Below are 24,477 nucleotides of genomic sequence, written 5' to 3'. Positions count from 1 at the left end.
AACTTGTCATACAACTAGCCTCCTGCTACATCACACTGCATGGAGGACGCACGGTGACGGCCCTGCAGCGACGCGAAACCCTGACATCCCAGCTGATCAGATCCCTCACCGAGTGGATCGTGACCGGCCGGATCAAGCCGGGCGGCAAGCTGCCGAGCGAGCAGGAACTCAGCGGGAAATTCAACGTCAGCCGCACCGTGGTGCGCGAGGCGATCTCGTCCCTGCGCGCCGCCGGCCTGGTCACCACACAACAGGGGGTGGGCGCTTTCGTGCTGCAGGCTCCGGCCGAGCCCTTCCGCATTGATGAGAGCAGCCTCGACCTGCTCAAGGAGATCGTCAGCGTGCTTGAGCTGCGCATCGCGCTCGAAACCGAGGCGGCGGCCCTCGCCGCCCAGCGGCGGTGCCCCGAACATGTCCGGGAGATGCGCGCGGCGCTGGACCGCATGGAAGCGGCAATCGCCGCCTCCGAGGACGCCGTCGCCTCGGATCTCGACTTTCACAGGCTGATCGCGGAGTCCACCGGCAATCCGCATTTCATCCATCTGTTCAACTATCTCGGAGCGCTGATGATCCCGCGCACCAGGGTGCAGACCTTCCGCCTTTTCGCCGATGACCGGACGGAATACCTGCTGCGCGTCAACCGCGAGCATGAAGACATCTATCAGGCCATTGCGCGCCAGGAATCCGATGCCGCCCGCTCGGCAATGCGGCTGCATCTGAGCAACAGCCGCGAACGCCTGCGCCGGGCGATGGAACGGACGCTGCAGCCAAGCGGCGTCGCCTGACCGCTGGAGAACAGCCATGGAGCAGACCGGTCTTTTCCTCGGATATACTCAGGAGCAGGAGGACCGGCGATGAAACGCGTTCTGCTCACCGGTGCGTCAGGTGCAATCGGGACCCGCCTGCGCGTCCTGCTGCAGCCGATCTATCCCGAACTTGTTCTCAGCGACATCCGGCAACCTGCCGATCTGCATTCGAACGAGACCTTCGTTGCCGCCGATCTGACCGATATGGCCGCCGTCGAGGCCATCTGCAGCGGCATCGACGGCATCGTGCATCTGGGCGGCCATTCCGTCGAAGGCCCCTGGGAAACCATCCTCAATGCCAACATCATCGGCTGCTACAACCTGTTCGAGGCTGCCCGCCGCCAGGGCGTGAAGCGGATCGTGTTTGCCTCCTCGAACCATGTCATGGGCTTCCATCCGCGCAAGACCAGGATCGGCGTCGAGGCGGTGCCGAAACCCGATTCGCGCTACGGCCTGAGCAAGCTGTTCGGCGAAGGGCTCGGGGCGCTTTACGCGCACAAACATGGCATCGGTGTCCTCAGCATCCGCATCGGGAATGTTGGCGACCAGCCGGTGGACGAGCGGCGGCTGGCGATCTGGCTGAAACCGGAGGATCTCGTGCAGTTGATCCGCATCGGACTCGAGAAGCCGGATCTGGTCTACGAAGTGGTCTACGGCATGTCCGACAACCGGCGCGCCTGGTGGGACAATGCCCGCGCACTGGAGCTCGGCTACAGGCCGGCCGGCAGATCCGAGGATTTCGCCGCCGCGGCGCTGGAGGCGCAGAAGAAGCTGCCGAAGGACGAGATCGGCGACTATTTCCAGGGCGGCAGCCCGTTCTGCAGCGAGGAATTCGACGGCGATTTCGCTGCCCTGAAGAAACTGTCCTGAGCCATGCGCATCCGGAATGTCGAAGCGATCACTCTCAAGATACCGTTCGGCGATCTCTGGGCGGGGCCGCGGCGCAAGCCTCGCGGCTGGACGCAGTTCGACACCGTCCTCGTCAGGGTCACCGCGGATGACGGCAGCATCGGCTGGGGCGAGGCTTTCGCCTATAGCTGCGCCTCCTCCGTCCGCGCCATGCTGACCGACACGGTCGCGCCGCTGGTGGCGGGACAGACCGTCGAGGACATACCGGCCTTCAGCCTGGCACTGCAGAAGGAGCTGCATATCTGGGGACGCTACGGCGTCACCCTTTTCGCGCTGTCCGGGCTCGACATCGCGCTCTGGGATCTGGCCGCAAAGCGCAGCGGCAGGAGCCTGGCCGCCCATCTCGGCGGCCGCCATCGCGACCGCATCCCGGCCTATGCCAGCCTGGTCCGGTATGGCGCACCCGAACCGATCAGGGCCGTCGCCTCCCATGCCGTGGCCGAGGGCTACGCCGACGTGAAACTACACGAGATTGCCCATGAGAATATTGCCGCCGGCCGCGAGGCGGTGGGCAGCAACATCCGCCTGACCACCGATGTGAACTGCGTCTGGTCGGTGCCGGAAGCCGAAGCGATCCTGCCGCGACTGAAGGCGCTCGACCTCTTCTGGGTCGAGGAACCGGTCTTCCCGCCGGAGGGTTACGAAACTCTGCAGCAGCTCGGCCGTTTCGGCGTGCCGCTTGCGGCCGGCGAGAATGCCTGCACCGCAGTGGAATTCGCACGTCTGATCCCGGCGCTGACTTACCCGCAGCCGAGCGTCACCAAGGTCGGCGGCATCAGCGAATTTCTCAAGGTGGCGCGCCTCGCCCGCACTGCCGGGAAAACCCTCATGCCGCATTCGCCCTATTTCGGTCCCGGCTACTGGGCGACACTCCAGCTGGCGGCACATCTCGATGACATCGGTCTGTTCGAGGTCCTCCATGTCGCGCCGGAGGCTTTTTCCGGCCGCAACATCCCGCTGCCGAAAGATGGCTGGATCAGGGTTCCCGACGCACCGGGTATCGGCTTCGAACCCGATCACGCCGCGATCGACCGCTACCGCGTCGCCTAGGCGGCCGGCATGTACACCCGCATGACCGGGCGCCTCGGAGGTCGATCGCCGCAGGTCCTGATGAGCAATCCGGCCGAACTTTGCGGTTTCTGGCCAGGTTACCGTCATACCGCTTGACCTTTGGGGCAAAGACGCCCATATAGCCGCTGTCGCTTCGGCGACCTCTCGCGTCCTGGCCGCGTGAGCGGAACGCTAATGCCGTTCCGTCCTGCCGGACGCCTTCGCTTTCTCATTCACGACCCAGGTCACGCGGGGACGTTTGTTCCGGACCCGCGTCCGACCGTTGCGCTGCAGGCGATCCGCCTGGCGCCGTCGTTCGCTTATCCCAAAGGATTCAGTTTTGACTGCTTTCAAAGACCTCGGCCTGTCGCAGCCGCTGCTCAACGCGCTCGCGCTCGGCAAATACACCCAGCCGACGCCGATCCAGAGCCAGGCCATTCCCCCGGTGCTTGCCGGCCGCGACCTGCTCGGCATCGCACAGACCGGCACCGGCAAGACCGCCGCCTTCGCCCTGCCCATCCTGCACCGGCTGGGCGAGAATAACCGGCGACCGGCGCCGAAGACCTGCCGCGTGCTGGTACTGAGCCCGACACGCGAACTGGCCAGCCAGATCGCAGACAAGTTCCGCTCCTACGGCCGAGAGCTGAAGCTGACCACGGCGACCGTCTTCGGCGGCGTCGGCATGCATCCGCAGATCCAGATGCTGGCGCGCGGCGTCGACATCCTGGTTGCCACGCCGGGTCGCCTGATCGACCATCTGCAGCAGAACACGCTGCGCCTCGACCGGGTCGAGGTCGTGGTATTCGACGAAGCCGACCAGATGCTCGACATGGGCTTCATGCCGGCAGTAAAGCGCATTGCCGCCCTGCTGCCGAAGCAGCGCCAGAGTCTCTTCTTCTCGGCCACCATGCCGCAGAACATCGCCCAGCTGGCGGCGGGCTTCCTGAAGGACCCGATCAAGGTGGAAGTCACTCCGGTGGCGACCACGGCCGAGCGGGTCGAGCAGCAGATCATCTTCGTTGAGACCGAGCGCAAGCGCGCGCTGCTGGCCGAGATCATGAAGGACCCCGCCATCACCCGGGCGCTCGTCTTCACCCGCACCAAGCACGGCGCCGACCGCGTGGCGAGGCACCTCACCGGCGGCGGTGTGCCGGCCAATGCAATCCATGGCAACAAGTCGCAGAACCAGCGCGAGCGCGCGCTGGCCGATTTCAAGTCGGGTCGCATCCGCGTACTCGTCGCCACCGACATTGCCGCCCGCGGCATCGACGTCACCGGCGTGAGCCATGTGATCAACTTCGAGCTGCCGAATGTGCCGGAAAGCTACGTGCATCGCATCGGCCGCACGGCCCGCGCGGGCGCGGCCGGCCAGGCGATCTCGCTCTGCGCGCAGGATGAGCGGCCTTATCTGCGCGACATCGAGCGCACCACCCGGCAGCGCATTCCCGCCATCGATCGCCGCGGCGACGCCGCCCTTGCGACGGCCAGTGCCGCCGAACCCAAGGATGTGCGGCCGCCGCGCGAGCCGCAGAACCATCATCGCGGCCAGCGCAGCGAGGGACAGCGCGGCGATGGCCACCGCAACGGCCAGCCGCAGCAGGCCCGCAACGGCAAGCCGGGCAACCGCCGCTTCGGCAAGCCGCGCAACCAGCGGCAGGGCCAGAACCACAGCTATGGCAATCCTGGTCGCAGTCAGGCCCAGGCCGGCTGAGCATCGGGATTATGGACGGAAACGGCGCCTTCGGGCGCCGTTTTTCTATGCCTTGTCCTGTTCCATCTGGGCGAAAACCTCTTCGGCCCAGTGCATCGCGCTGTTCCCGGCGGGCACGCCGCAATAAACGGCCGCCTGCAGGATCACTTCCTTGATGTCGTCACGGGTCAGACCGATGTTGAAGGCGGCACGGACATGCAGCTTGAATTCGTCGGCGCGGTTCAGTGCGATCATCATCGCCAGTGTCATGCAGCTGCGCGTCTTGCGTTCCAGCCCCGGCCGGGTCCAGATCTCGCCCCAGGCATAACGCGTGATCAGCGCCTGGAATTCCGTATTGAAGTCGTTGCGGCGGGTCAGGGAGCGATCGACATGGGCATCACCCAGCACGGCGCGACGCACCGTCATGCCGGCATCGTAGCGTTCTTTCTCATCCATAATCGGCCCCGCTCACTTCGTCAGGAATTGGACCACCGCATCGGTGAAGGCTTCGGCGCATTCGACGTTGGAGAGATGCGCCGCCGGCAGTTCAACATATTCCGCGCCGGGGATGGCATCGGCAACGGCGCGGCCATCCGCCGCCGAAGTCGCCAGATCGTGGCTGCCGGCAATCACCAGCGTGGGCAGGCGGATTGCTGTGATCGCCTGCCGCTGGTCCATGTCGCGCACCGCACCGCAGGCCGCCATGTAACCCTCGGGGGCGGTCCCCAGCAGCATGGCGGCAATGCGGTTAACAGCCTCAGGCTGGGCAGCAACGAAAGCTTCCGTGAACCAGCGCTGGATCACTCCGGGCTGGACCGCGGCCATGCCGCCCTTCTCCACGGCGGCAATGCGCGTGTTCCAGACGTCCGGCGTGCCGATCTTCGCGGCGGTGTTGCACAGGACGAGACGATCAATGCGCATGGGCGCATGCACGCCAAGCCACATCCCGGTCATGCCGCCCATGGAGAGGCCACAGAAATGCGCCCTGTCGATGCCGAGCCCGTCAAGCAGCACCAGAACGTCCTTGCCGAGGCGGTCCACCTGATAGGGTGCCGGCGACAGGCCGGACTGTCCGTGGCCCCGGGCGTCATAGCGCAGGACACGGAAGTGCCGCTTCAGCGCCGGCATCTGCGGTTCCCACATACCGAGATTTGTGCCGAGCGAATTCGAGAGAACCAGTACCGGCGCGGCGTCGTCACCGTCGAGACGGTAATGCAGTTCGACACCATCCTGGCAGGCGAGATAGGGCATGGCCGTCAATCCTGTTTCCGACGGGCGGCGAGTGCGCGCTCGACCATATCCGGCGCCGCCCCGATGTAGTTCAGCGGGTCGAACAGCCGGTCGAGCTCCGCCGCGCTGAGATGCTTCATGATCTCGTCATCGCCGGCGAGCACGTCACGCAGATGACGATTTTCCGATGCGGCCCGGCGGCAACACTCTTCCACATGGTCATGGGCGGCAAGCCTGCCCATTTTCGCACCCAGCGCCATCATGACCGCTTCGGCCATGATCAGGCCATTGGTGGCGTCCAGATTGCTGCGCATCCGGGCCGCATCAATCTCCAGACCGGTCATGGTTTCGGCCATATGCGCGAGAGCGCCGGCCGTCAGCTGCGCCACCTCGGGCAGCGCAACCCATTCGGCATGCCAGCCGCCCAGTCCCCGCTCGTGCTGCTGGTTCATGCCGGCCAGCAGCGTCGCCACGAGCTGCGGCGCCCGGGTGGCGGCCGCCAGCACCACCGCGCCCGTTACCGGATTGCGCTTGTGCGGCATGGTGGAAGATCCCCCCCGGCCGGGGCCGGCCGGCTCGAAGGCTTCGGCCACATCGGTCTGCATCATGAGCGCGACATCGCCGGCCACCTTGCCAAGACTGCCGGTCAGAAGGCCGAGCCAGCAGCCGAATTCCACCAGCCGGTCGCGCGCCGTATGCCAAGGCAGGACCGGCGCCGCCAGTTTCAATTCCACGGCAAGCGCATCGGCAACGGCGAGGCCCCTGTCGCCCAGTGCTGCGAGGGTTCCCGCCGCGCCGCCGAATTGCAGCACGAGCAGCCGGGGCCGGATCTCCTGCAGTCGGAGACGATGACGCTCGATCACGTCAAGCCAGCCTGCGGCCTTGAGGCCAAGGGTTACCGGCAATGCATGCTGCAGCCAGGTCCGACCGACCATGGGCGTCCGGCGATGCTCGTCCGCCAGCTTCGCCAGCGCAGCCGAAAGCCGGCCGAGATCGGCCTCCAGGAGATCGAGCAGCTGCCGCAGCTGCAGCACCAAGCCGGTATCGATGACATCCTGGCTGGTGGCCCCCCAGTGAACGTAGCGCGCGGCTTCCGCGTCGCGCGCCTTCACCTTCTCCGTGAGCGCCTTGACCATTGGGATGGCCGGGTTTCCGGCCGTCGCCGTGGCCCGCGCCAGTGCCGCAATATCGTACAGCTCTGCCCTGCACTGGGCCGCAACAGGTTCAACAGCGGTGGCCGGGATGATGCCGACCCCTGCCTCGGCCCGGGCCAGCGCGGCCTCGAAATCCAGCATGGCCTGCAGGCGCGCCACATCGCTGAACAGCCGCGGCGCGGTTTCGCCGTAGAAGAGAGGTCCGAGCAGATCCGGTCCGGCTATCGCCAATTCGTCCATTCCAGCAGGCCGTAGGTGAGGATCGGAAAGGCGACCAGCAGGCCCACGCGGATCGCGTCCGAAATCAGGAAAGGCACCACGCCACGGAAAGTCTGGCCCATCGGCACGTTCCGCGCCAGCTTGTTGATGACAAAAACATTCATGCCGACCGGCGGCGTGATCAGGCCAACCTCAACCACGATCAGGATCAGGATACCGAACCAGATGGCGGTCTGCTCAGCGGTGAGGCCGAAATCCAGCGCCATGACGGCCGGGAGGAAGATCGGCAGGGTCAGCAGGATCATGCTCAGCGAGTCCATCAGGCAGCCGAGTACCAGATAGACCAGCAGGATCAGCAGAAGCACCATCATGGGCGACAGGCCGCTCTGGCCGATGGCATCGGCAAGAGCCTGCGGCACGCCGCTGAGCGCCATGAAGGAGTTGAAGATGTCGGCGCCGATCAGGATCATGAAGATCATGCCGGTACTGATGGCGGTCTCCTGCAGGCTTTCGACCAGCCCGCGCAGGCGCATGCCGTTCAGGAAGATGGCGATGAACAGCGCGCCGATCGTACCGAAGGCGGCCGCCTCGGTCGGCGTGAACACGCCGGTATAGATACCGCCCAGCACCAGCACGAACAGCGCCAGGATCGGAATCATGTGGCGCAGAGCCTGCAGCCGCGCGCGCCAGTCGCTTCGCGGGCAGGCCGGGCCGGCGGCAGGGTTGACCCGCACATAGACCGCGATCGCCAGCATGTAACCAAGCGCCGCCAGGGCGCCCGGCAGCATGGCCGCAAAGAACACCTTGGCGATGTTCTGCTCCGCCAGAATGCAGTAGACGATCAGAGGAATGGAGGGCGGGATCAGGATGCCGAGCGTGCCACCGGCCGCCAGCGTGCCGGTAGCATGGCCGCCGTGATAGCCGTAGCGCTTCATCTCCGGCAGGACGACCTGCCCCATCGTGGCCGCCGTGGCAAGCGACGAGCCGCAGATCGAACCGAACAGCGCGCAGGCACCGACGGCAGCCATGGACAGGCCGCCCCGCACATGGCCGAGAAAGGCATTGATCCCGATGAACAGCGAGCGGCTGATCCCCGAGCGCGAGGCGATATACCCCATCAGCAGGAAAAGCGGGATGACCGAAAAGCTTTCCGAGGACAGCGTGTAATAGGGCCCGGTCTTGAGGCGGTTCAGGAACGGCAGCCAGCCGGCCAGCGAGATGTAGCCGCCGGCGCCGGCAAGAATCATTGCCAGCGCGATCGGCACGCGCAGCACCATGAGAAGGATCATGGCGACAATGAAAAGGCCGCCGACGGCAAGACTGGTCACTGGGATGCTCCGGAGCGGCGGAAAATGCCGGCGTCGCGCCAGGCCGCAATGAGACTTGCAACGGCAAGCAGAACAAGCGAGGGCACCACGACGATGAAGCCGATCCAGGTCGGCAGGCGCAGCACCATGGTCTCGTCGCGTGCGGCGCGCAGTTCCACCATGCCGATTCCCATCCGCCACGCGATCACGGCGGCGGCCACTGCCACGGTAAGGCTGGCAACGGCGTCCAGCGCCGCCTGCATCTTCACCGGCGCGGCAACGGTGAAGACGTCGACGATCACGTTGCCCTTGCGCAACTGGCATTCGGGCAGGAACAGTGCGATGGCCGCGGCCATGAGGAAGCCGCCGATCTCGATATCGCCGGGGATCGGCGCGTTAAGAAAATAGCGGCCGAGCACGCTGACAACGGTGACGATCGCCGCCACCAGAAGAATGAAGCCGCCGGCCGTTGCCAGCCAGCGGCAGAACCGGTCGAAGGCGGGCAGCGGCCTGTCAGCCGCTGCCGCGCTCACGCCGGCCTCAGTTGGTCTTTGCGCCATGCTTGTCGATCAGGGCCTGGGCAGCGGCCAGCAGCTTGGCGCCGTCCTTGCCGGCCTTGTTCATTTCCGCAACCCAGTCGGCCGCGACCGATTCCGCCATCTTCTGCAGCTTGGCGGCTTCCGCGGCCGGCATGGTCAGGATCTTGTTGCCGCGCTTCTGCGCCGCCTCGAGGCCGGGCTTTTCAACATCTTCCCAGGCCTGGCCGATCCTGTCGGTCAGTGCCGCACCGGAGTTGGCGTCGATCACCTTCTTCAGATCGGCCGGCAGCCCCTCATAGGTCTTCTTGTTCATGCCGTAAAGGAAGACCGAGGTGTAGAGGCCGCGCGGACCGGTGACCTGGGTATGATGGTCGGTCAGCTCGTAGAGACGCAGCGAGACGGTGACCTCCCACGGCACGACGATGCCTTCGACGACATTCTTCGACAGTGCCTCGGGGGCCTGCGGCACCGGCATGAAGACCGGCGTGGCACCGTATTTCGCCAGCGCGTCGCCGACGGGACGCGAGGGTGCGCGCAGCTTCAGGCCTTTCAGGTCGTCCGCCGACTGCACCGCCTTGCCCTTGGTATGAATCACGCCGCGGGCATGCACATGGAACAGCAGCGGATGAATGTCGGCGAATTCGTCCCTGGCGTAGGTCTGGTAGAATTCCCAGGCTGCCTTGGTGGTCGCCTTCGCATCGCTGATCATGAACGGCAGTTCGAATACCGACATCATCGGAAAGCGGCCAGGCGTGTAGCTCGGCAGGGTCCAGACCACGTCGACGATGCCGTCGCGCACCTGGTCGTAGAGCTCGGGTGGCTTGCCGCCGAGCTGCATGGCCGGGAAAATCCGCGACTTGATGCGGCCGCCCGACTGCGCTTCCACGGCCTTCGCCCAGGGTTCGATCAGGGATTTCTGCGACGGCGCGCCGGCCGGCAGGAAATGCTGGATCTTCAGTTCAACGGTCTGCGCCGTGGCGGGCATGGAGAGGCCCAGGATTGCGGCCGCAGCCAGATACAGGTGCTTGAGTTTCATCGTTTCCTCCTCTCGCGGGCCGTTCCGGCCCTTATGGTTCAGCAGTCGAAAAAGACCGTCTCTCCTTCACCCTGCATCACGATGGTCCAGCTGTATTCCGCCTTTCCGCTCTGCCGTTGCGCGATCAGTGTATCGCGACGGGCCGCATCCTCGATCAGGCCGAGCACCGGATCCTCGGCATTCGACGCCTCGTCGGAAAAATAGATGCGCGTATAGAGATGCCGGAGCATGCCGCGCATGAACAGGCAGACGACGATATGCGGAGCCTGCAGGCTGTTGCCCGGGCCGGGCACCCGGCCGGGCTTGATGGTGCGGAAGCTGAACCGCCCTGATCCGTCCGTCGGCACGCGGCCGAAACCGATAAAACCGCCATCCAGGGGCTTGTCCTGGCTGTCTTCGGGATGGGCGTATTTGCCATCCGCATTGGCCTGCCAGAATTCGAGCAGCGCATCCGGTATCGGCTCCCCCTCGCCGTCCAGAACCCGCCCGTTGATCAGGATGACCTCGCCTTTCGACGCATCCTTGGCAATGTCCGGAAACGTGATGTTTGTCAGGCCCAGGTGCAGATAGGGACCCACGGTCTGCGAAGCAGTAGGAATGAGCGCCATGGTCAGTTGTTCTCCATCGGGGTGGCGTCCCGTCCGCGCAGCACGATGTCCCAGCGGAAGCCGAGCGCGAATTCCGGCACCGTCGTCTCCAGATCGAAGCTGCTGATCATGCTGTCGCGCGCGCGCGCATCGCTGACGCAGTTGAAGATCGGATCCAGCGGAAGCAGAGGATCGCCCGGGAAATACATCTGTGTGACCAGCCGGGTCAGGAAGCTCGGGCCGAACAGCGAGAAATGGATATGCTGCGGCCGCCAGGCATTGTGGTGGTTTCGCCAGGGATAGGCACCGGGTCGGATCGTGATGAATCGATAGCGCCCCTGGTCGTCGGTAACCGTGCGACCGTAGCCGGTGAAGTTCGGGTCCAGCGGCGCGTCATGCTGGTCCCTGTCATGGCGATAGCGGCCCGTTGAGTTGGCCTGCCAGATCTCGATCAGCGTGTTCGGGACCGGGCGACCATCCTCGTCCAGCACCCGGCCGCTCAGGATGATGCGCTCGCCGATCGGCTCGCCGGCATGCTGCTTGGTGAGGTCGTTGTCGTTCGGGCCGATCCGCTCATGGCCGAAAACAGGCCCGGTCACTTCCGACAGCGTATGCGGCAGCAGGATCAGCGGCCGGCTCGGCGCCCGCTTCACGGAGGACTGATAGGGCGGATGCAGATAGGCAGGCTGCGTGCCGGCAGCCGCCCTTTTATATCCAATTAGCGTCATGACCCTCCCCTTGACTCAGTGCGTTTACCGCACAAAGATTTGTATATCGAACATTAGAATAAGTGGACCTGACTGTGTCAACCGGGATTGCCGCGCGCGATTTCTCGACCTCGCTGGCCCGCGGCCTGCGCGTCATTGTCGCATTCGACCGCGATCATCCCGAGATGACCCTGAGCGACGTGGCGCGCCGCTCCGACATGACGCGCGCCGCCGCCCGTCGCTATCTGCTGACGCTCTGCGAACTCGGCTACGTGACCGGCGACGGAAAGTATTTCCGGCTCACACCGCGCGTGCTGCAGCTCGGCTATGCCTTTCTCACCTCAATGCATCTCTGGGAGCGGGCACAACCCTTCATGGAGCGGCTCACCGAACAGGTGAACGAATCCTGCTCCATCTCGGTGCTGGAGGGCGACGACATCGTCTATGTCGCCCGCGTGCCGACCAAGCGGATCATGTCGGTGGCTCTGGGCATCGGAACCCGGTTGCCGGCCTACTGCACCTCCATGGGACGCGTGCTGCTGGCTGACCTGCGTCCGGCCGAACTGGACACCTATCTCGCCCGTGCCCGTCTCGCGCCGCTGACGCCGCACACGGTGACGGAACCGGACGCGTTGCGCCGTGTCATCGGCGAGGTGCGCCAGAACGGCTATGCGCTGGTGGACCAGGAACTGGAGATCGGCCTGCGCTCGATCGCCGTGCCGATCCGCAACCAGGCCGGACGGGTGCTGGCGGCGATGAACGTGAGCGGCCATGTGTCCCGGGTCAGCGCCGAGGAGATGCGCCAGCGCTTTCTGTCGCCGCTGCTCTACGCTGCCGACGGCATCCGCATGGCGATGTCCTGAGTTCAGGACAGCCTGGCACGGATTTCGTCGGGAACCGGCAAAGCCTTCAGGCGGCCCGGCTTCTCGGGATGCGGTGCCGCCCAGACCCGGCGCTCGTAGCCGTCCACGCTGAGTACCCCGGCATTGTAGATCCTGTGGCTGACCACGAAATAGCGGTCGCTCCATTCCGAGACGCCGCTATGGACTTCCAGCTCGTCGGCGAATTTCGAGGGCGCAAGAAACCTGGCATTCGCCTCGGCGATCGGCATGCCGATTACGCCATGCTGGTCATAGATGTCGGGCACCTTCAGACCCGCGCTGGTGAACATGTGGCGGGTCGCGGCATCGAACCAGGTGAAATACTTCGGATAGAAAACAATCCGCGCCGGATCGGCATCGCCCCATTCGACCGTCAGGCGGTAGATGCTGGTTTTCATTAGTTTGTCCTCAAACTATTTTCCTGTTTCTATCGGGGTGGCCGGATGCCGTCAATTCCGCACCTTCCCGCCGGTCGCGGTTGCACCTTCCTGCGATATCTTCTACAGCCCTTGCCATGAAACCAACCGCGTCGAAGGCTTCGGCCGCCGAAGACAGACCCGTCGGCGATGGCACCAGTGTCCACCTCGGCCCGCTGGCGGAACTCGTCGGCTACAGTCTGCGCCGCGCCCAGCTTGCCGTTTTCCAGGATTTCATCGTCAAGATGAAAGACTTCGCGCTGCGCCCCGCGCAGTTCTCGGTGCTGGCGATTATCCAGGCGAATCCCGGCCTGAAGCAGTCGCAGGTCAGCGAGGCGCTCGGCATCAACCGGGCGAATTTCGTGGCGCTGCTCGACGAACTGGAGCATCGCAATCTGGCGCGCCGGGCGCCATCGCCCGATGACCGGCGCTCCAATGCGCTGTACCTTACGCCCCAAGGTGAAGCTTTCCTGGCAGAAGCGCTGCAGCATCTGCAGACGAAGCATGAGCGGCGCCTGGAGGAAGTTCTCGGCGAGACCGGCAAGCGACAGCTTCTGGATCTGCTGCAAAAGCTCGCGAGCCTCGGCTAGGCCGCCGCAGGATTTTCCACCAGCAGCGCAATTCCCTGTCCGCCGCCGATGCAGGCCGAGGCAATGCCATAGCGCAGGCCCGACCGCTGCAATTCGCGTGATACGGTAACTGCCAGCCGCACGCCGGTGGCACCCAGCGGATGGCCGATGGCGATGGCGCCGCCATTGACGTTCAGCTTGTCGCGCGGAATGTTCAGCGCCCGCATGCAGGCCATCACCTGGGCGCCGAAGGCCTCGTTGATCTCGAAGCGATCGACATCCTCGACGGCGATGCCGGCCTTGTCGCAGACCGCCTGGATCGCCGGCACCGGTCCGATCCCCATTACCTCCGGCCGCACGCCGACGCTGGCGCCGGCGACGATGCGTGCCAGCGGCTTCTTCCTGCTGCCGTTCAGATAGTTTCCGGACACCACGATGGCCGCCGCGGCACCGTCGACCACTCCGGAACTGTTGCCGCCGGTCTGCACGCCGCCGAAAGCCGGCCGGATTTTCGCCAGCACCTCCACCGGAGACGGCCGGATATGGGTGTCTTCCGTTACCTCCGGCGCCTTGCGGCTGAGCCTGATGCCGCGCTTGTTGTAGCCCGGGAGTTCGAATTCCTCGCTGGTCACCGGCGCGATCTCGCCAGCCAGAAAGCCGCTCTTTTTCGCCCTGCAGGCACGGTCGAAGCTCTCGGCGGCGTAGGCATCCACCTCCTCGCGGGTGATCTGGTATTCACGCGCCAGATTCTCGGCGGTGTCGCCCATCATGATGCCCGGAGCGGTGTCGATCAGCGCTTCCCAGAGGAAATCCTTGAACTCGACCTGCCCCATGCGGAAGCCGTTGCGGTGGGTGTATGCGGCGACGGGATTGCGGCTCATCGACTCCGTACCCACGACGAGGCCAACTTCGGTCTGGCCCAGCCTGATCGCCGTGGAGGCCTGGATAACGGCCTCGATGCCCGTGCCGCAGACCCGCTGCACCATATGGGCCGGCACCTCAATCGGCACGCCGGAATACAGGCCGATATGGCGCGGCAGCATATAGGCGTCATAGGAGGCCTGGGCCATGTTGCCGGCCACGACGGTGCCAACCTCCTGCGGTTCGACCTCCGCCTTCTTCAGGACTTCGCGGGCCGCCTTGATCCCGAGATCGATCGGCGAGACTTCCGCAAAGGGCCCCATGTAGTCGGCAAAGGGCGTGCGCACGCCGTCCAGCAGCCAGATATCGTCGAAGGAAATGGTCAATCCTGCGGGCTTATGCGACATGGGCCAGTCCTGTTGCAGCTATGATGACTCGGTCAGAGGGGCTTTCGGCGTAAAGATCGTCCACGAGGTCGGCCCGGTGGTCGAGCACGGCGCGCTGGTTGATCGAGCCCTTGTCGGTCACCTCGCCGGCATCCAACGACGGCAGTTCGTCCACCAGTGCGATGCGGGTGATCCGGTTGGCACTGCCCGTGGCTTGGGCGGCAAAGCGGCCGAGCATCTCGCGGAAACGCTCGCGGATGACGGGATGATTGACGATCGCCGCAACATCGGCACCCGGCGGGAGGTCGGGGCAGAGTGCACGGCAGTTCTCGACATCGATGAAAACGAGCGCGGCGAGGGCGTCGCGGTCATGGCCGGCGATGACGACGTCGCGCACCAGCGGCGCGCAATGGGCAATGAAGCGGCCACGCAGCGGTCCGACGCTGACCCAGGTGCCGCTGGTCAGCTTGAAATCCTCGGAGATGCGCCCATCGAAGAGCAGCCCCTTTTCCGGCCGCTCGGGATCGATGAAGCAGGCGGCATCTCCCATCAGGTAATAGCCTTCCTCGTCGAAGGCCCTGGCGCTGATCTCTGGCATCCGCCAGTAGCCGGGCGTGACATTCGGGCCGCGGACCCGCACTTCCAGCTTGCGCCCGTTCGGCACCAGCTTCAGTTCCTGGGCCGGAACGGGGAGACCGATGACGCCGGAACGGTCGACCGGCCAGTTCGCGCATATGGCGAATGGCGCTGTCTCGGTCGCCCCCAATCCGCTGATGATCGGGATGCGCATGCCGATTGTTTCGATTGCGAGATCCTCCAGCGCGCTCCAGACATGCTGTGACAATGCGGCTCCGGCATAGAAGATCATCTTCAGCCGGCTGAAAAAGGTCTCGCGTAGCTGCTTTTCCGCCCGCAGGTAGGGCAGCAGCATCTCGAAGCCCTTTGGAACGTTGAAGTAGACCGTGGGCGCGACGTCGCGCAGATTGCGCACCGTCCGCTCGATCAACGCCGGCACCGGCTTGCCGTCGTCCAGATAGAGCGTGCCGCCATTGTAAAGCGTGATCCCGACATTATGGTTGCCGCCGAAGGTGTGGTTCCAGGGCAGCCAGTCGATGAACACCGGCGGCTCCTCGCCGAAGACCGGCAGCGACTGCAGGATCATCTGCTGGTTGCTGCACAGCATGCGCTGGGTGTTGATCACTCCTTTCGGCATGCCGGTGGAGCCGGACGTGAACAGCAGTTTGGCGACGGTATCAGGACCGACCGCGGCATGCGCGCGTTCGACCGCATCGGTGGGTTCCGTGGCGAGCAGTGTCCGGTATTCCGTGGTGGGACGGCCCGATACGGCATGCCGGGTGGTGACGATCTCGGCCTCACCCGTCACTGCCGCATTTATGGCCTTGGCAAAGCGCTCGCCATCCGCGGCGAAAACCATGCCCGGCTGCAGCAGGCCAAGAACGTGGCGCAGCTTGCCGTAGTCGGTCGAAACCAGCGAATAGGCGGGCGAGATCGCCGCCGACGGAATGCCGACATGCTGTGCGGCCAGGCAGAGGACGAGATGCTCGAGGTCGTTGTCGGAGAGAATGGCCACCGGCCGATCGGCGGAAAGCCCGCGATCCAGCAACGCCTGTCCGACGGCACGCACCTGTCGCAGGGTTTCGGCATAAGTCAGCTCGCGCCAGCCGCCGGTCTCGTCACGCTGGGCGGCAAAGATGCGATCGGGAGCCACCCTGCTCCAGTGCAGCAGCCGTTCCGTGAGCTTGTCGGGATAGGGTCCGAGCGGCTCCGGCGAGCGCATCAGGATGGTTCCGTCGGCTCGACGGGTCAGCTCCGTATCGGCACGTCCGAACCGAACCTCGCGATGCGGGTGCGGCATTTCTGTTTCCTCCCAGCGGCCTGGCCGGCGGTCCCGCCGGACCGTCGGTTATTTGGCGACTTTCCCGGCGCGCTTCTCCAGGAAATCGCGGATGCGGGTTTTCGCTTCAATATCGGCCTGCGCGATGGAAGAGATCATCGCCTCCATCATGTAGCCGGATTCCGGACTGCTCTCGGCGATGCGCGGCAGCGCGTGCATCACCGCAAAATTCGTCATCGGCGCATTGCCGGCAATCTTGCGCGCAAGCTCCAGCGCCTTCGGCATGCCTTCGCCCCGACCGACAAGATACTGCGACAGGCCGATGGCATGGCCGGCTTCCGCATCATACACGCGGCCGGTCAGCATCATGTCCATCATGCGTGCCACGCCGATCAGCCGCGGAATCCGCACCGATCCGCCGCCGCCGACGAAAATGCCGCGCTGGCCCTCGGGCAGGGCGTAAAAGCTGCTCGCCTCGGCAATACGGATATGCGTGGACGCAGCCAGTTCAAGCCCGCCGCCGATCACCGCGCCATGCAGGACCGAGATGACCGGCACGCGGCCGAACTGGATATGCCGGAAGGCCTCATGCCACATCATGGAATGGCCGACCCCTTCGGTGGCCGACAATTCCTGGGTCGCGCTCAGGTCCAGACCGGCGGAGAAATGCTCGCCCTCGCCATCGATGATGACGACCTTTACGCCGTCCGGCGGATTGGCGAAAAACCGGTGCAGACCGAGGATGGTCGCATTGTCCAGTGCGTTGCGCTTTTCCGCCCGGGTCAGCCGCAGGATGCCGATGCCGTCCTCCAGTTCGAAGCCGAGCGTGGCGGGCAGGTTGAGAAGGGAATGGTCGGACCGTTCGATCGGATTCAGATGCATCGGAATTGCGTTGGTTCAATAATTGTTATGGACCATAACTATTCTGCCCGGGGGAGGCAAGACCCTTTCACCGGCACAAAAAGGCACCTCCGGTGTCGATGAAGAATGGCAGATCACCGCCCTTCCGGACAGTTCGTGACCAGCAATATTCCCCAGCGGCTGGACCGGCTGCCCTGGGGGCGCTTCCATACGCTGGTCGTCGCGGCCCTCGGCATTACCTGGATCCTGGACGGCCTCGAAGTGACCCTGGCCGGATCGGTGGCGGGTGCCCTGAAGGAAAGCCCGGCGCTGCGCCTCAGCAACACCGAAGTCGGCCTGGCCAACAGCGCCTATCTGGCCGGCGCGGTGATCGGCGCGCTGTTCTTCGGCTGGCTGGCCGACCGGCTGGGACGCCGGCTTCTCTTTTTCGTCACCCTCATTCTCTACGCTGCGGCTACGGCGGCGACTGCCTTCTCCTGGGACATCTGGAGCTTTGCGCTCTTCCGCTTTGCGACCGGGGCCGGAATCGGCGGCGAATATGCCGCGATCAATTCGACAATCCAGGAACTCATCCCCGCCCGCGTGCGCGGCTGGACCGATCTTGTGATCAACGGCAGCTTCTGGATGGGCGCAGGCCTCGGGGCTGCCGGTTCCATCCTGCTGCTCGATCCGTCCATCCTCCCCGAGGACTGGGGCTGGCGCAGCTGCTTCCTGATCGGTGCGATTCTGGCCCTGCCGATCATGGCGATGCGCGCGTGGATTCCGGAAAGCCCCCGCTGGCTGCTCACCCATGGCCGTGCCGCGCAGGCAGACGCCGTCACGGCAGACATCGAGGGCCGCTTCAGCGCCGCGGGCCACCGCCTGGGCGAACCCGCGGCGCCGGGCCTGCAGCTCCGGCAGCGGCCCCACGCGTCCTTCGCGGAAATCGCCGCCGTCCTGCTGCACCGGCATCGCCGCCGCACCCTGGTGGGTCTGAGCCTGATGACGGCGCAGGCCTTCTTCTATAACGCGATCTTCTTCACCTATGCGCTGGTGCTGACCGACTTCTACGACGTGCCCGCCGGACAGGTCGGCTGGTACATCCTGCCTTTCGCACTGGGCAACGTGCTCGGCCCGATCCTGCTGGGCCGGCTGTTCGATACGGTGGGACGCCGGCCGATGATCAGCATCACCTTTATTCTTTCCGGAATTCTGCTCACTGTCAGCGGGTTGCTGTTCCAGCAGGGACTGCTCGACAGTCGGACCCAGACCATCGCCTGGATGGTGATCTTTTTCTTTGCCTCCGCGGCGGCAAGTTCGGCCTACCTGACAGTCAGCGAGACATTCCCCATCGAAATGCGCGCGCTGGCCATAGCCATCTTCTATGCCGTGGGAACCGGGCTGGGCGGCGTGGTTGCCCCTTTCCTGTTCGGCGCCCTGATCGACACCGGATTGCGGGAAGCGGTGCTGGTTGGCTACCTGATCGGCGCTGCGCTGATGATCGCAGCCGGCGTCATCCAGGCGGTCTTCGGCGTGGCCGCCGAACGGAAGGCGCTGGAAGACGTGGCGCGGCCGCTCTGCGCCATGGACTGAACGCTCAGGGGCGAGCCCAGTCGCGCGCGATCCTGACCTGCATGCTGCCAATCTTCTCGATGCTGGCGTCCATCACGTCGCCCGGATTGACCTGGGAGACGCCTTCCGGGGTGCCGGTCATGATCACGTCGCCCGGATGCAGCGTGTAGAAGCGTGAGGCATATTCGATCAGCTTCTGCACGTCGAAGATGAGATAGCTGGTCCTGGAATCCTGCCGGGTTTCGCCATTCACCCGGATGCTGAGCGCCAGATCGTTCGGATCGGCGATCTCGTCCCTGGTGACCAGCCATGGCCCCAGTACGGCGAAGGTGTCCAGCGACTTGCGGAAGCCGGGGAATTCCGGCCCGCGCACGGTCATGTCGAGCCCGATGCAGTAGCCCAGCACATGGTCGAGCGCCCGCTCGCGCGGCACGAACCGGGCTTCCCTGCCAATGATGACGGCCAGCTCGACCTCGTGATCGTTGCGGCGATCGTCAAACCGCAGCTGTACCTCGTCACTCGGGCCGATCAGGGCCGAATTCGCCTTGATGAACAGGCCATACTGGTCCAGCGAGGTGAAGGTCTTGCCGTGGTTGATGTCCCTGTCGGCATTGGCCTCGTCGATATGGGCGCGGTAGTTGATCGGCGCCCCGATGATCTTGCCGGGATTGGCAACCGGGCTTTCCAGCCGCACGGATTGCAGCGGCGCCGCCTTTGACGTCCGGAACTGGTCCCGGATCCTCGGGAGAAGATCAGGCAGCTGCCGCATGATCCAGTCGCCCTGCGGCAGCGGCCATGTCGGCTTGAGATCGAACAGCGCCGTGACGTCGTAGACGCTGTCGCCCTCGACCACGCCGATGTGATTGCCATCGAAGCGGCAGATCCGCATGAGTTCCTCCCGCCGGCCCGCAATAGTTTGCCCGTACAATTATTTGCATGGCAAGCAAGCCGGGGGCAAGCTACTCCGCGACCGGGATCAGGTCGGCGCGCGTGGGCGGCAGGTCGCCCGGAGGTCCGAGTGCCTGGTCATCGCGCGCGAAGAGCGGCTTGGACTGCATGTAGAGGCAGAGCAGCCGCGCCAGCGCCTCGAGCGACTCGACATGCGTCCGCTCATAGCCATGGGAGGCATCCAGCGCGAAGCAGACCAGCGAGGTGCGGATGTCGTTGCCGGCTTCAACCGCGGAGGCCGCGTCGCTGCGGTAGTAGCGGAAAACGTCGCGGGCATGCTCGATGCGGTAGCGGGCGCAGAGGTCGAGCAGGCTGCGGGTCAGGTGGCGGTCGAACGGACCGCTGGAATCCTGCATCGCGATGGTGACGCCGAACTCGCTGGTATACTGCCCCGGCGCGATGGTGCCGTTGTCGATCGAGACCAGCTCGGCGACATCGCCGTGCAGTACCGTGGAGGCGCCGACACCGACTTCCTCCGAAATCGTGAAGATCAGATGGCAGTCGATCGGCAGGGTGACCTCCGCCTCGCATATGGCGCGGGCCGCTGCCAGCATCGCCGCGACGCCGGCCTTGTCGTCGAGATGCCGCGCCACGATGAAGCCGTTATCGAGGAATTCGGGCGCGGTATCGATGGAAATCGTGTCGCCGACATGGATACCCAGCGCCTTCGTCTGCTCGGGATTCGAAGTCCGCTCGTCGAGCCGCACTTCCAGATTGCTCCAGGCGATCGGCTGGGTATCGACCTCCTCGTTATAGACATGGCCGGACGCCTTGTGCGGCAGGATGCTGCCGCGCACGGTGGTATTGGCGTCTGTATGTACGAGGCAGCGCGCCCCTTCGGCGAAACGCGCCGACCAGGTGCCGATCGGCACCACTTCCAGCCTGCCATTGGGCCAGAATCCCTTGACCATGGCTCCCAGCGTATCGAGATGCGACACGATCGCACGGTCGGGTGAATTGCGCCGGCCCTTCAGATCGGCGCGGATGGCGCCACGGCGCGTCAGTTCATAGGGAATGCCAAGACTTTCCAGTTCGGCGCAGACAAAGGCGACTGCCGCGTCGGTCATCCCGCTGGGGCTCGGAATGGCAAGCAGCCCGCGCAGGATGTTCAGCATGTAGTCGCGGTCGATGACGAGATTCTTCATCCCCTTCCTCCGGCATGCGCCCAGGCTGCCTTGGTTTCCGGAAACAGGAAGTCGATGAACTTCTCCGCCGTGGGCTGCGGTTCGTGATTGGCGAGGCCGGGCCGTTCATTGGCCTCGATGAAGCGGTAATAGGGCTGGTCGGGCGCCCGCACGATGAAATCGAAACCGACCACCGGCATGTGCAGGACGGCGGCAGCCTTGACCGCTGCCTCCGCGATCGCCGGATGCAGATGCTCGGTCACGTCGTGGATGGTGCCGCCGGTATGCAGATTGGCGGTCTTGCGCACCGCCAGGCTCTCGCCCTGCCCCAGAATGTCGGTGAAGCCGAAACCGGCGGAGCGCACGCAGCGCTCGGTTTCCTCGTCCAGCGGAATGCGGCTCTCGCCACCGGTTGCCGCCGCCCGGCGCCTGCTCTGCTTCTCGATCAGCTCGATCACGCTGTGCACGCCGTCGCCGATAATCGTGGCCGGGCGGCGGATGGCGGCGGCCACCACCTCGCTGTCGATCACGATCACGCGCAGATCGTCGCCCACGACGTATTCTTCAGCGATAACATGACTGTCATGGCGCCGGGCCGTCTCGTAGGCAACCAGAACCTCGCTGCGGCGGCGCAGGTCGACGAAGACTCCCCTGCCCTGCTCGCCCCGGGCGGGCTTGATCACGATCCGGCGGTGCTTCTCCAGAAACGCCACGGCATCCTCGGGCGATTTGATATCCTGCTGGTCGGGCACCGCGAGGCCTGCCCTCGCCAGCAGCCGCCTGGTCAGCGCCTTGTCGTCGCAGCGGCTCATCGCCACCGCGGTGGTGAAGTCGCTCAGGCTTTCGCGGCAGCAGACCTTGCGTGCGCCGTGCTGCAGGCTGAAAATTCCCGCCGCGGCATCTTCGATTTCCACGCCGATGCCCCGGCGGCGCGCTTCGTCAATCAGGATGCGGGCATAGATATTCACTTCGCCGTCGATGGCCGGGCCGATATAGAGCTTCTGGTTGATCGAGTTCCGCGTCTTGATGCAGTAAACCGGGATCTGCACGAATCCGAGCTGCTTGTAGAGAGCGATTGCCTGCTCGTTGTCATGCATCACGGACAGGTCGAGAAACGCCCGGCCGGCCTTTCGCATGCGCCGTGCAAGCTCCAGGGTCAAGGCGCGCCCGATCCCGGGAGGAGAAGCCTGCGGATCGACGGACAATGCCCAGAGGCTGGCACCGTTATCGGGGTCGCGGAATGCCCGGGCATGATCCACGCCCATCACGACGCCCAGCAGCCGGCCATCGGCGCCGGGTGCCTCGGCTACCAGGATCTCCACTGCGGGATGCAGATCGGCGCAGTAGCCCTCCCGCAGGGGGACCATGCCGCGCGAAGTATAGAGGCGGTTGATCTCGGATTCGTCAGCCGGTCGCGCCAGGCGGACCCGCACTGCCGTGTCGCCCTCTTCAGGCATGGCCGCCTCCAGAGGCAGGCGGAAGGCATTGGACGGATCGAGGAACAGGGCCTGCGGGGCGATCGAGAGCACGACATGCGGCTCGCGCACATAGAAGGCGATGTCGCGCTCGCCGGTTGCTTCCTCAAGCAGGCGATCGACCAGCTGTTCGGGGCAATCGAATGTCTGCCCGAAGAGCAGCCGGCCCCAGCCGCAATCCACGGCAGCCGCCCGCCGGCGCACGGCGCGCGGGGGCGCGCCCCATTGCTGCAGCGACACGGGCGTTTCGGCGGGCCCGAGCATCTTCCGGTCCGAATTTGTCGACAGCGATCCGCTGGTTGCCATGGCGTCTCTCCCGGTGCGATTTTCTGTGCGTTTCTCAGATGTTGTTGGCCTGCAGCCACATCTCCAGCACGGCCACCTGCCAGAGCTTGGAACCGCGCAGCGGCGTGATGTGATCCTTCGGATCCCTCAGCAGCTTTTCGACATATTCCTCCCGGAACAGGCCGCGCTCACGGGTGCGCCGGCTGTGCAGAACGTCCCGCACCATGTCGAGATACGGACCTTCGATGTATTTCAGTGCCGGTACGGGAAAGTAGCCCTTGGGTCGGTCGATGACCTCCGCCGGCAGCATGCGACGGCCGACATCCTTCAGCACACCCTTGCCGCCTTCACGCAGCTTGTGTTCGGGCGGAATCCGGGCTGCCAGTTCGACCAGTTCGTGATCGAGAAAAGGAACGCGCGCCTCCAGCCCCCAGGCCATGGTCATGTTGTCGACGCGCTTCACCGGATCATCCACCAGCATCACCGTGGTATCGAGCCGCAGGGCCTTGTCCACGGCATGGCTGGCGCCCGGCTGCCCGAAATGCCGGGCAACGAATGCCGCGCTATAATCCTCGCCCACCAGGTCCGGATGGACGGCCTCGGCGAACTCCGCGTGATCGCGGTCGAAGAACACCTTTGCGTAGTCGCCAACGGCGTCGTTCGAGTTCATCAGCGGCGGATACCAGTGATAGCCGCCGAACACCTCGTCCGCCCCCTGTCCGCTCTGCACGACTCGAACATGCTGGGATACCTCCTCGGACAGAAGGAAGAATCCGACATTGTCGTATGACACCATCGGCTCGGACATCGCCGATATGACTTTCGGCATCGCATCCAGCAGACGACGGGAGCGGACAAAGATCTTGTAATGCTCGGTGCCGAAATGCCTCGCAATCAGATCGGAGTAGATGAACTCGTCTCCTTTCTCGCCATTGGCCTCCTCGAAGCCGATGGAGAAGGTCTTCAGCCCTTTCTGTCCTGCTTCGGCGAGCAATGCGACGATCAGGCTGGAATCGAGGCCGCCGGACAGCAGCACGCCGACAGGCACGTCGGATACCATGCGGCGCTCGACCGCCTTCGCCAGTGCTGCGTGCACCTGCCGTTCCCAGGTTTCGGCGGAACAGGCGATGTCATCCGCCTGCCGATCGAAGGTCAGCGTCCAGTAGACGTGATCGCGCCGGCGGCCGTCGGCCTCGAAGACCGCAATGCTGCCCGGTGGAAGTTTCCGAACCCCTTTGAGCATGGTGAAGGGGGGCGGCACGACCGCATGAAAGCTCATGTAATGATGCAGAGCGACAGGATCGAGGCTGGTATCGATGTCGCCGGCTGCCAGCAGGGCGGGCAGGGAAGAGGCAAAGCGAAGGCGTTTCCCCCCCCGTTCGGAAAAATAAAGCGGCTTGATGCCCAGACGGTCCCGGCAGAGGGCAAGTCGCCCGGTATCCCGTTCGTGGACGGCGAAGGCAAACATGCCGTGAAAGCGCTTCGGGGCCTCCGTGCCCCAGGCATGCCAGGCCTTCAGCACGACTTCGGTGTCGCCATCGGAGAAGAAGCGATAGCCCTTCTCCTGCAACTGGCGGCGGAGGTCCCTGTAGTTGTAGATGCAGCCGTTGAAGGCGAGCGTCAGGCCGAGTTCCGCATCTACCATCGGCTGCTGTGCACGCTCGCTCAGGTCGATGATCTTGAGCCTGCGATGTCCGAACGCCATGCGGCCCTGCGCAGTCAGCCCCATCGCGTCGGGTCCGCGCGGAGCCATGGATTCGGTCATCCTGGCTACGGCAGCGACATCCGACTGGCCGGAATCAAACCTCGCCTCGCCGCTGAATCCGCACATGACAGTCTCCACCTTGCGTGTTCCGGGCACGCCAGTGAAAAACATCGAATAAGCGGCATTGCTCCAATTTCTGATGGAGTATAGCGGCAATCGGCGCTTGTCGTCGGCGTGAGCTTCCTAGATAGGAAGCATCGGCTGTGACGCAACCTTTTATGTTCGGCCCCGTCCCACTCACATCATTGCAAGAGGGTCATCGCCGG

At 64.8% G+C, this 24,477-nt stretch carries 23 protein-coding genes; 7 read left to right on the top strand and 16 right to left on the bottom strand.

The window, feature by feature from the left end:
* From VKZ87_RS16940 to VKZ87_RS16925, 4 genes are all read left to right on the top strand, one after another.
* Nucleotides 1-785, top strand: a 785-nt coding sequence (locus tag VKZ87_RS16940) for a FadR/GntR family transcriptional regulator (RefSeq protein ID WP_324222450.1), incomplete at its 5' end; no start/stop codon positions are given.
* Between the two features lie 69 nt (nucleotides 786-854).
* Nucleotides 855-1,676 (top strand): NAD(P)-dependent oxidoreductase, encoded by an 822-nt coding sequence (locus tag VKZ87_RS16935; RefSeq protein ID WP_324222449.1) that lies wholly within the window; start codon nucleotides 855-857, stop codon nucleotides 1,674-1,676.
* Nucleotides 1,677-1,679: 3 nt separating this feature from the next.
* The gene (locus VKZ87_RS16930; RefSeq protein WP_324222448.1) at nucleotides 1,680-2,765 is read left to right on the top strand and encodes a mandelate racemase/muconate lactonizing enzyme family protein; all 1,086 of its coding nucleotides are present in this window, start codon (nucleotides 1,680-1,682) and stop codon (nucleotides 2,763-2,765) included.
* A 340-nt stretch (nucleotides 2,766-3,105) separates the two neighbouring features.
* The gene (locus tag VKZ87_RS16925; protein WP_324222447.1) at nucleotides 3,106-4,476 is read left to right on the top strand and encodes a DEAD/DEAH box helicase; all 1,371 of its coding nucleotides are present in this window, start codon (nucleotides 3,106-3,108) and stop codon (nucleotides 4,474-4,476) included.
* 45 nt (nucleotides 4,477-4,521) lie between these two features.
* Here VKZ87_RS16925 and pcaC read toward each other — a convergent pair whose 3' ends face one another.
* From pcaC to pcaH, 8 genes are read right to left on the bottom strand one after another with little or no spacing between them, the layout of a single operon-like run.
* Nucleotides 4,522-4,911, bottom strand: coding sequence for a 4-carboxymuconolactone decarboxylase (gene pcaC, locus VKZ87_RS16920; RefSeq protein ID WP_324222446.1), 390 nt, complete (start codon nucleotides 4,909-4,911; stop codon nucleotides 4,522-4,524).
* Nucleotides 4,912-4,923: 12 nt separating this feature from the next.
* Entirely contained in the window at nucleotides 4,924-5,706 is a 783-nt protein-coding gene (pcaD, locus tag VKZ87_RS16915; RefSeq protein ID WP_324222445.1) for a 3-oxoadipate enol-lactonase, read from the bottom strand.
* A gap of 5 nt (nucleotides 5,707-5,711) precedes the next feature.
* Entirely contained in the window at nucleotides 5,712-7,079 is a 1,368-nt protein-coding gene (locus VKZ87_RS16910; RefSeq protein WP_324222444.1) for a 3-carboxy-cis,cis-muconate cycloisomerase, read from the bottom strand.
* Nucleotides 7,061-8,386 (bottom strand): TRAP transporter large permease, encoded by a 1,326-nt coding sequence (locus VKZ87_RS16905; protein ID WP_324222443.1) that lies wholly within the window; start codon nucleotides 8,384-8,386, stop codon nucleotides 7,061-7,063. Before VKZ87_RS16905 ends, VKZ87_RS16910 begins: the two co-directional genes overlap by 19 nt.
* Nucleotides 8,383-8,898, bottom strand: coding sequence for a TRAP transporter small permease (locus VKZ87_RS16900; protein WP_324222442.1), 516 nt, complete (start codon nucleotides 8,896-8,898; stop codon nucleotides 8,383-8,385). Before VKZ87_RS16900 ends, VKZ87_RS16905 begins: the two co-directional genes overlap by 4 nt.
* 7 nt (nucleotides 8,899-8,905) lie before the next feature.
* Nucleotides 8,906-9,940, bottom strand: a complete 1,035-nt coding sequence (locus VKZ87_RS16895; protein ID WP_324222441.1) for a TRAP transporter substrate-binding protein — start codon at nucleotides 9,938-9,940, stop codon at nucleotides 8,906-8,908.
* A gap of 38 nt (nucleotides 9,941-9,978) precedes the next feature.
* Entirely contained in the window at nucleotides 9,979-10,548 is a 570-nt protein-coding gene (gene pcaG, locus VKZ87_RS16890; protein WP_324222440.1) for a protocatechuate 3,4-dioxygenase subunit alpha, read from the bottom strand.
* 2 nt (nucleotides 10,549-10,550) lie between these two features.
* Nucleotides 10,551-11,255: a protocatechuate 3,4-dioxygenase subunit beta gene (gene pcaH / locus VKZ87_RS16885; protein WP_324222439.1), complete on the bottom strand. Its 705-nt coding sequence runs from the start codon at nucleotides 11,253-11,255 to the stop codon at nucleotides 10,551-10,553.
* A gap of 62 nt (nucleotides 11,256-11,317) precedes the next feature.
* Here pcaH and VKZ87_RS16880 point away from each other — a divergent pair, with 62 nt between their 5' ends.
* Nucleotides 11,318-12,097, top strand: coding sequence for an IclR family transcriptional regulator (locus VKZ87_RS16880; RefSeq protein ID WP_324222438.1), 780 nt, complete (start codon nucleotides 11,318-11,320; stop codon nucleotides 12,095-12,097).
* A 2-nt stretch (nucleotides 12,098-12,099) separates the two neighbouring features.
* On the opposite strand, the gene VKZ87_RS16875 is transcribed toward VKZ87_RS16880, so the two are convergent.
* Nucleotides 12,100-12,513, bottom strand: a complete 414-nt coding sequence (locus VKZ87_RS16875; RefSeq protein WP_324222437.1) for an acyl-CoA thioesterase — start codon at nucleotides 12,511-12,513, stop codon at nucleotides 12,100-12,102.
* A gap of 116 nt (nucleotides 12,514-12,629) precedes the next feature.
* On the opposite strand from VKZ87_RS16875, the gene VKZ87_RS16870 reads away from it, so the two are divergent.
* Complete coding sequence (locus VKZ87_RS16870; protein WP_324222436.1) at nucleotides 12,630-13,121, top strand: MarR family winged helix-turn-helix transcriptional regulator; 492 nt, start codon at nucleotides 12,630-12,632, stop codon at nucleotides 13,119-13,121.
* Here the strand turns inward: VKZ87_RS16870 and VKZ87_RS16865 are convergent.
* Genes VKZ87_RS16865 through VKZ87_RS16855 form a run of 3 tightly spaced genes read right to left on the bottom strand, consistent with a single transcriptional unit; the run spans nucleotide 13,118 to nucleotide 17,084 of the window.
* The gene (locus VKZ87_RS16865; protein ID WP_324222435.1) at nucleotides 13,118-14,368 is read right to left on the bottom strand and encodes a thiolase family protein; all 1,251 of its coding nucleotides are present in this window, start codon (nucleotides 14,366-14,368) and stop codon (nucleotides 13,118-13,120) included. The two genes, VKZ87_RS16870 and VKZ87_RS16865, sit on opposite strands and share 4 nt — an antisense overlap.
* On the bottom strand, nucleotides 14,358-16,223 hold the full coding sequence (locus VKZ87_RS16860) for a feruloyl-CoA synthase (protein ID WP_324222434.1): 1,866 nt from the start codon (nucleotides 16,221-16,223) through the stop codon (nucleotides 14,358-14,360). Before VKZ87_RS16860 ends, VKZ87_RS16865 begins: the two co-directional genes overlap by 11 nt.
* A 48-nt stretch (nucleotides 16,224-16,271) precedes the next feature.
* Nucleotides 16,272-17,084, bottom strand: coding sequence for a crotonase/enoyl-CoA hydratase family protein (locus VKZ87_RS16855; RefSeq protein ID WP_324222433.1), 813 nt, complete (start codon nucleotides 17,082-17,084; stop codon nucleotides 16,272-16,274).
* 135 nt (nucleotides 17,085-17,219) lie between these two features.
* Here VKZ87_RS16855 and VKZ87_RS16850 point away from each other — a divergent pair, with 135 nt between their 5' ends.
* On the top strand, nucleotides 17,220-18,635 hold the full coding sequence (locus VKZ87_RS16850; protein ID WP_414655660.1) for an MFS transporter: 1,416 nt from the start codon (nucleotides 17,220-17,222) through the stop codon (nucleotides 18,633-18,635).
* Nucleotides 18,636-18,639: 4 nt separating this feature from the next.
* On the opposite strand, the gene VKZ87_RS16845 is transcribed toward VKZ87_RS16850, so the two are convergent.
* From VKZ87_RS16845 to VKZ87_RS16830, 4 genes are all read right to left on the bottom strand, one after another.
* A complete protein-coding gene (locus tag VKZ87_RS16845) occupies nucleotides 18,640-19,503 on the bottom strand; it encodes a fumarylacetoacetate hydrolase family protein (protein WP_324222431.1) in 864 nt (287 codons plus the stop codon).
* A 70-nt stretch (nucleotides 19,504-19,573) separates the two neighbouring features.
* Nucleotides 19,574-20,707, bottom strand: a complete 1,134-nt coding sequence (locus VKZ87_RS16840; protein WP_324222430.1) for an osmoprotectant NAGGN system M42 family peptidase — start codon at nucleotides 20,705-20,707, stop codon at nucleotides 19,574-19,576.
* The gene (ngg, locus tag VKZ87_RS16835) at nucleotides 20,704-22,467 is read right to left on the bottom strand and encodes an N-acetylglutaminylglutamine synthetase (RefSeq protein WP_324222429.1); all 1,764 of its coding nucleotides are present in this window, start codon (nucleotides 22,465-22,467) and stop codon (nucleotides 20,704-20,706) included. The genes VKZ87_RS16840 and ngg overlap by 4 nt, the downstream gene beginning before the upstream one ends.
* A gap of 34 nt (nucleotides 22,468-22,501) precedes the next feature.
* Nucleotides 22,502-24,277 (bottom strand): N-acetylglutaminylglutamine amidotransferase, encoded by a 1,776-nt coding sequence (locus VKZ87_RS16830; RefSeq protein ID WP_324222428.1) that lies wholly within the window; start codon nucleotides 24,275-24,277, stop codon nucleotides 22,502-22,504.
* Nucleotides 24,278-24,477: the final 200 nt, after the last annotated feature.

It is taken from the genome of Ferrovibrio sp. (assembly GCF_035304305.1).
GTDB lineage: Bacteria > Pseudomonadota > Alphaproteobacteria > Ferrovibrionales > Ferrovibrionaceae > Ferrovibrio.
The sequence above is the reverse complement of the archived record's forward strand: the minus strand, read 5'-3'. Positions and strand labels throughout refer to the sequence as shown.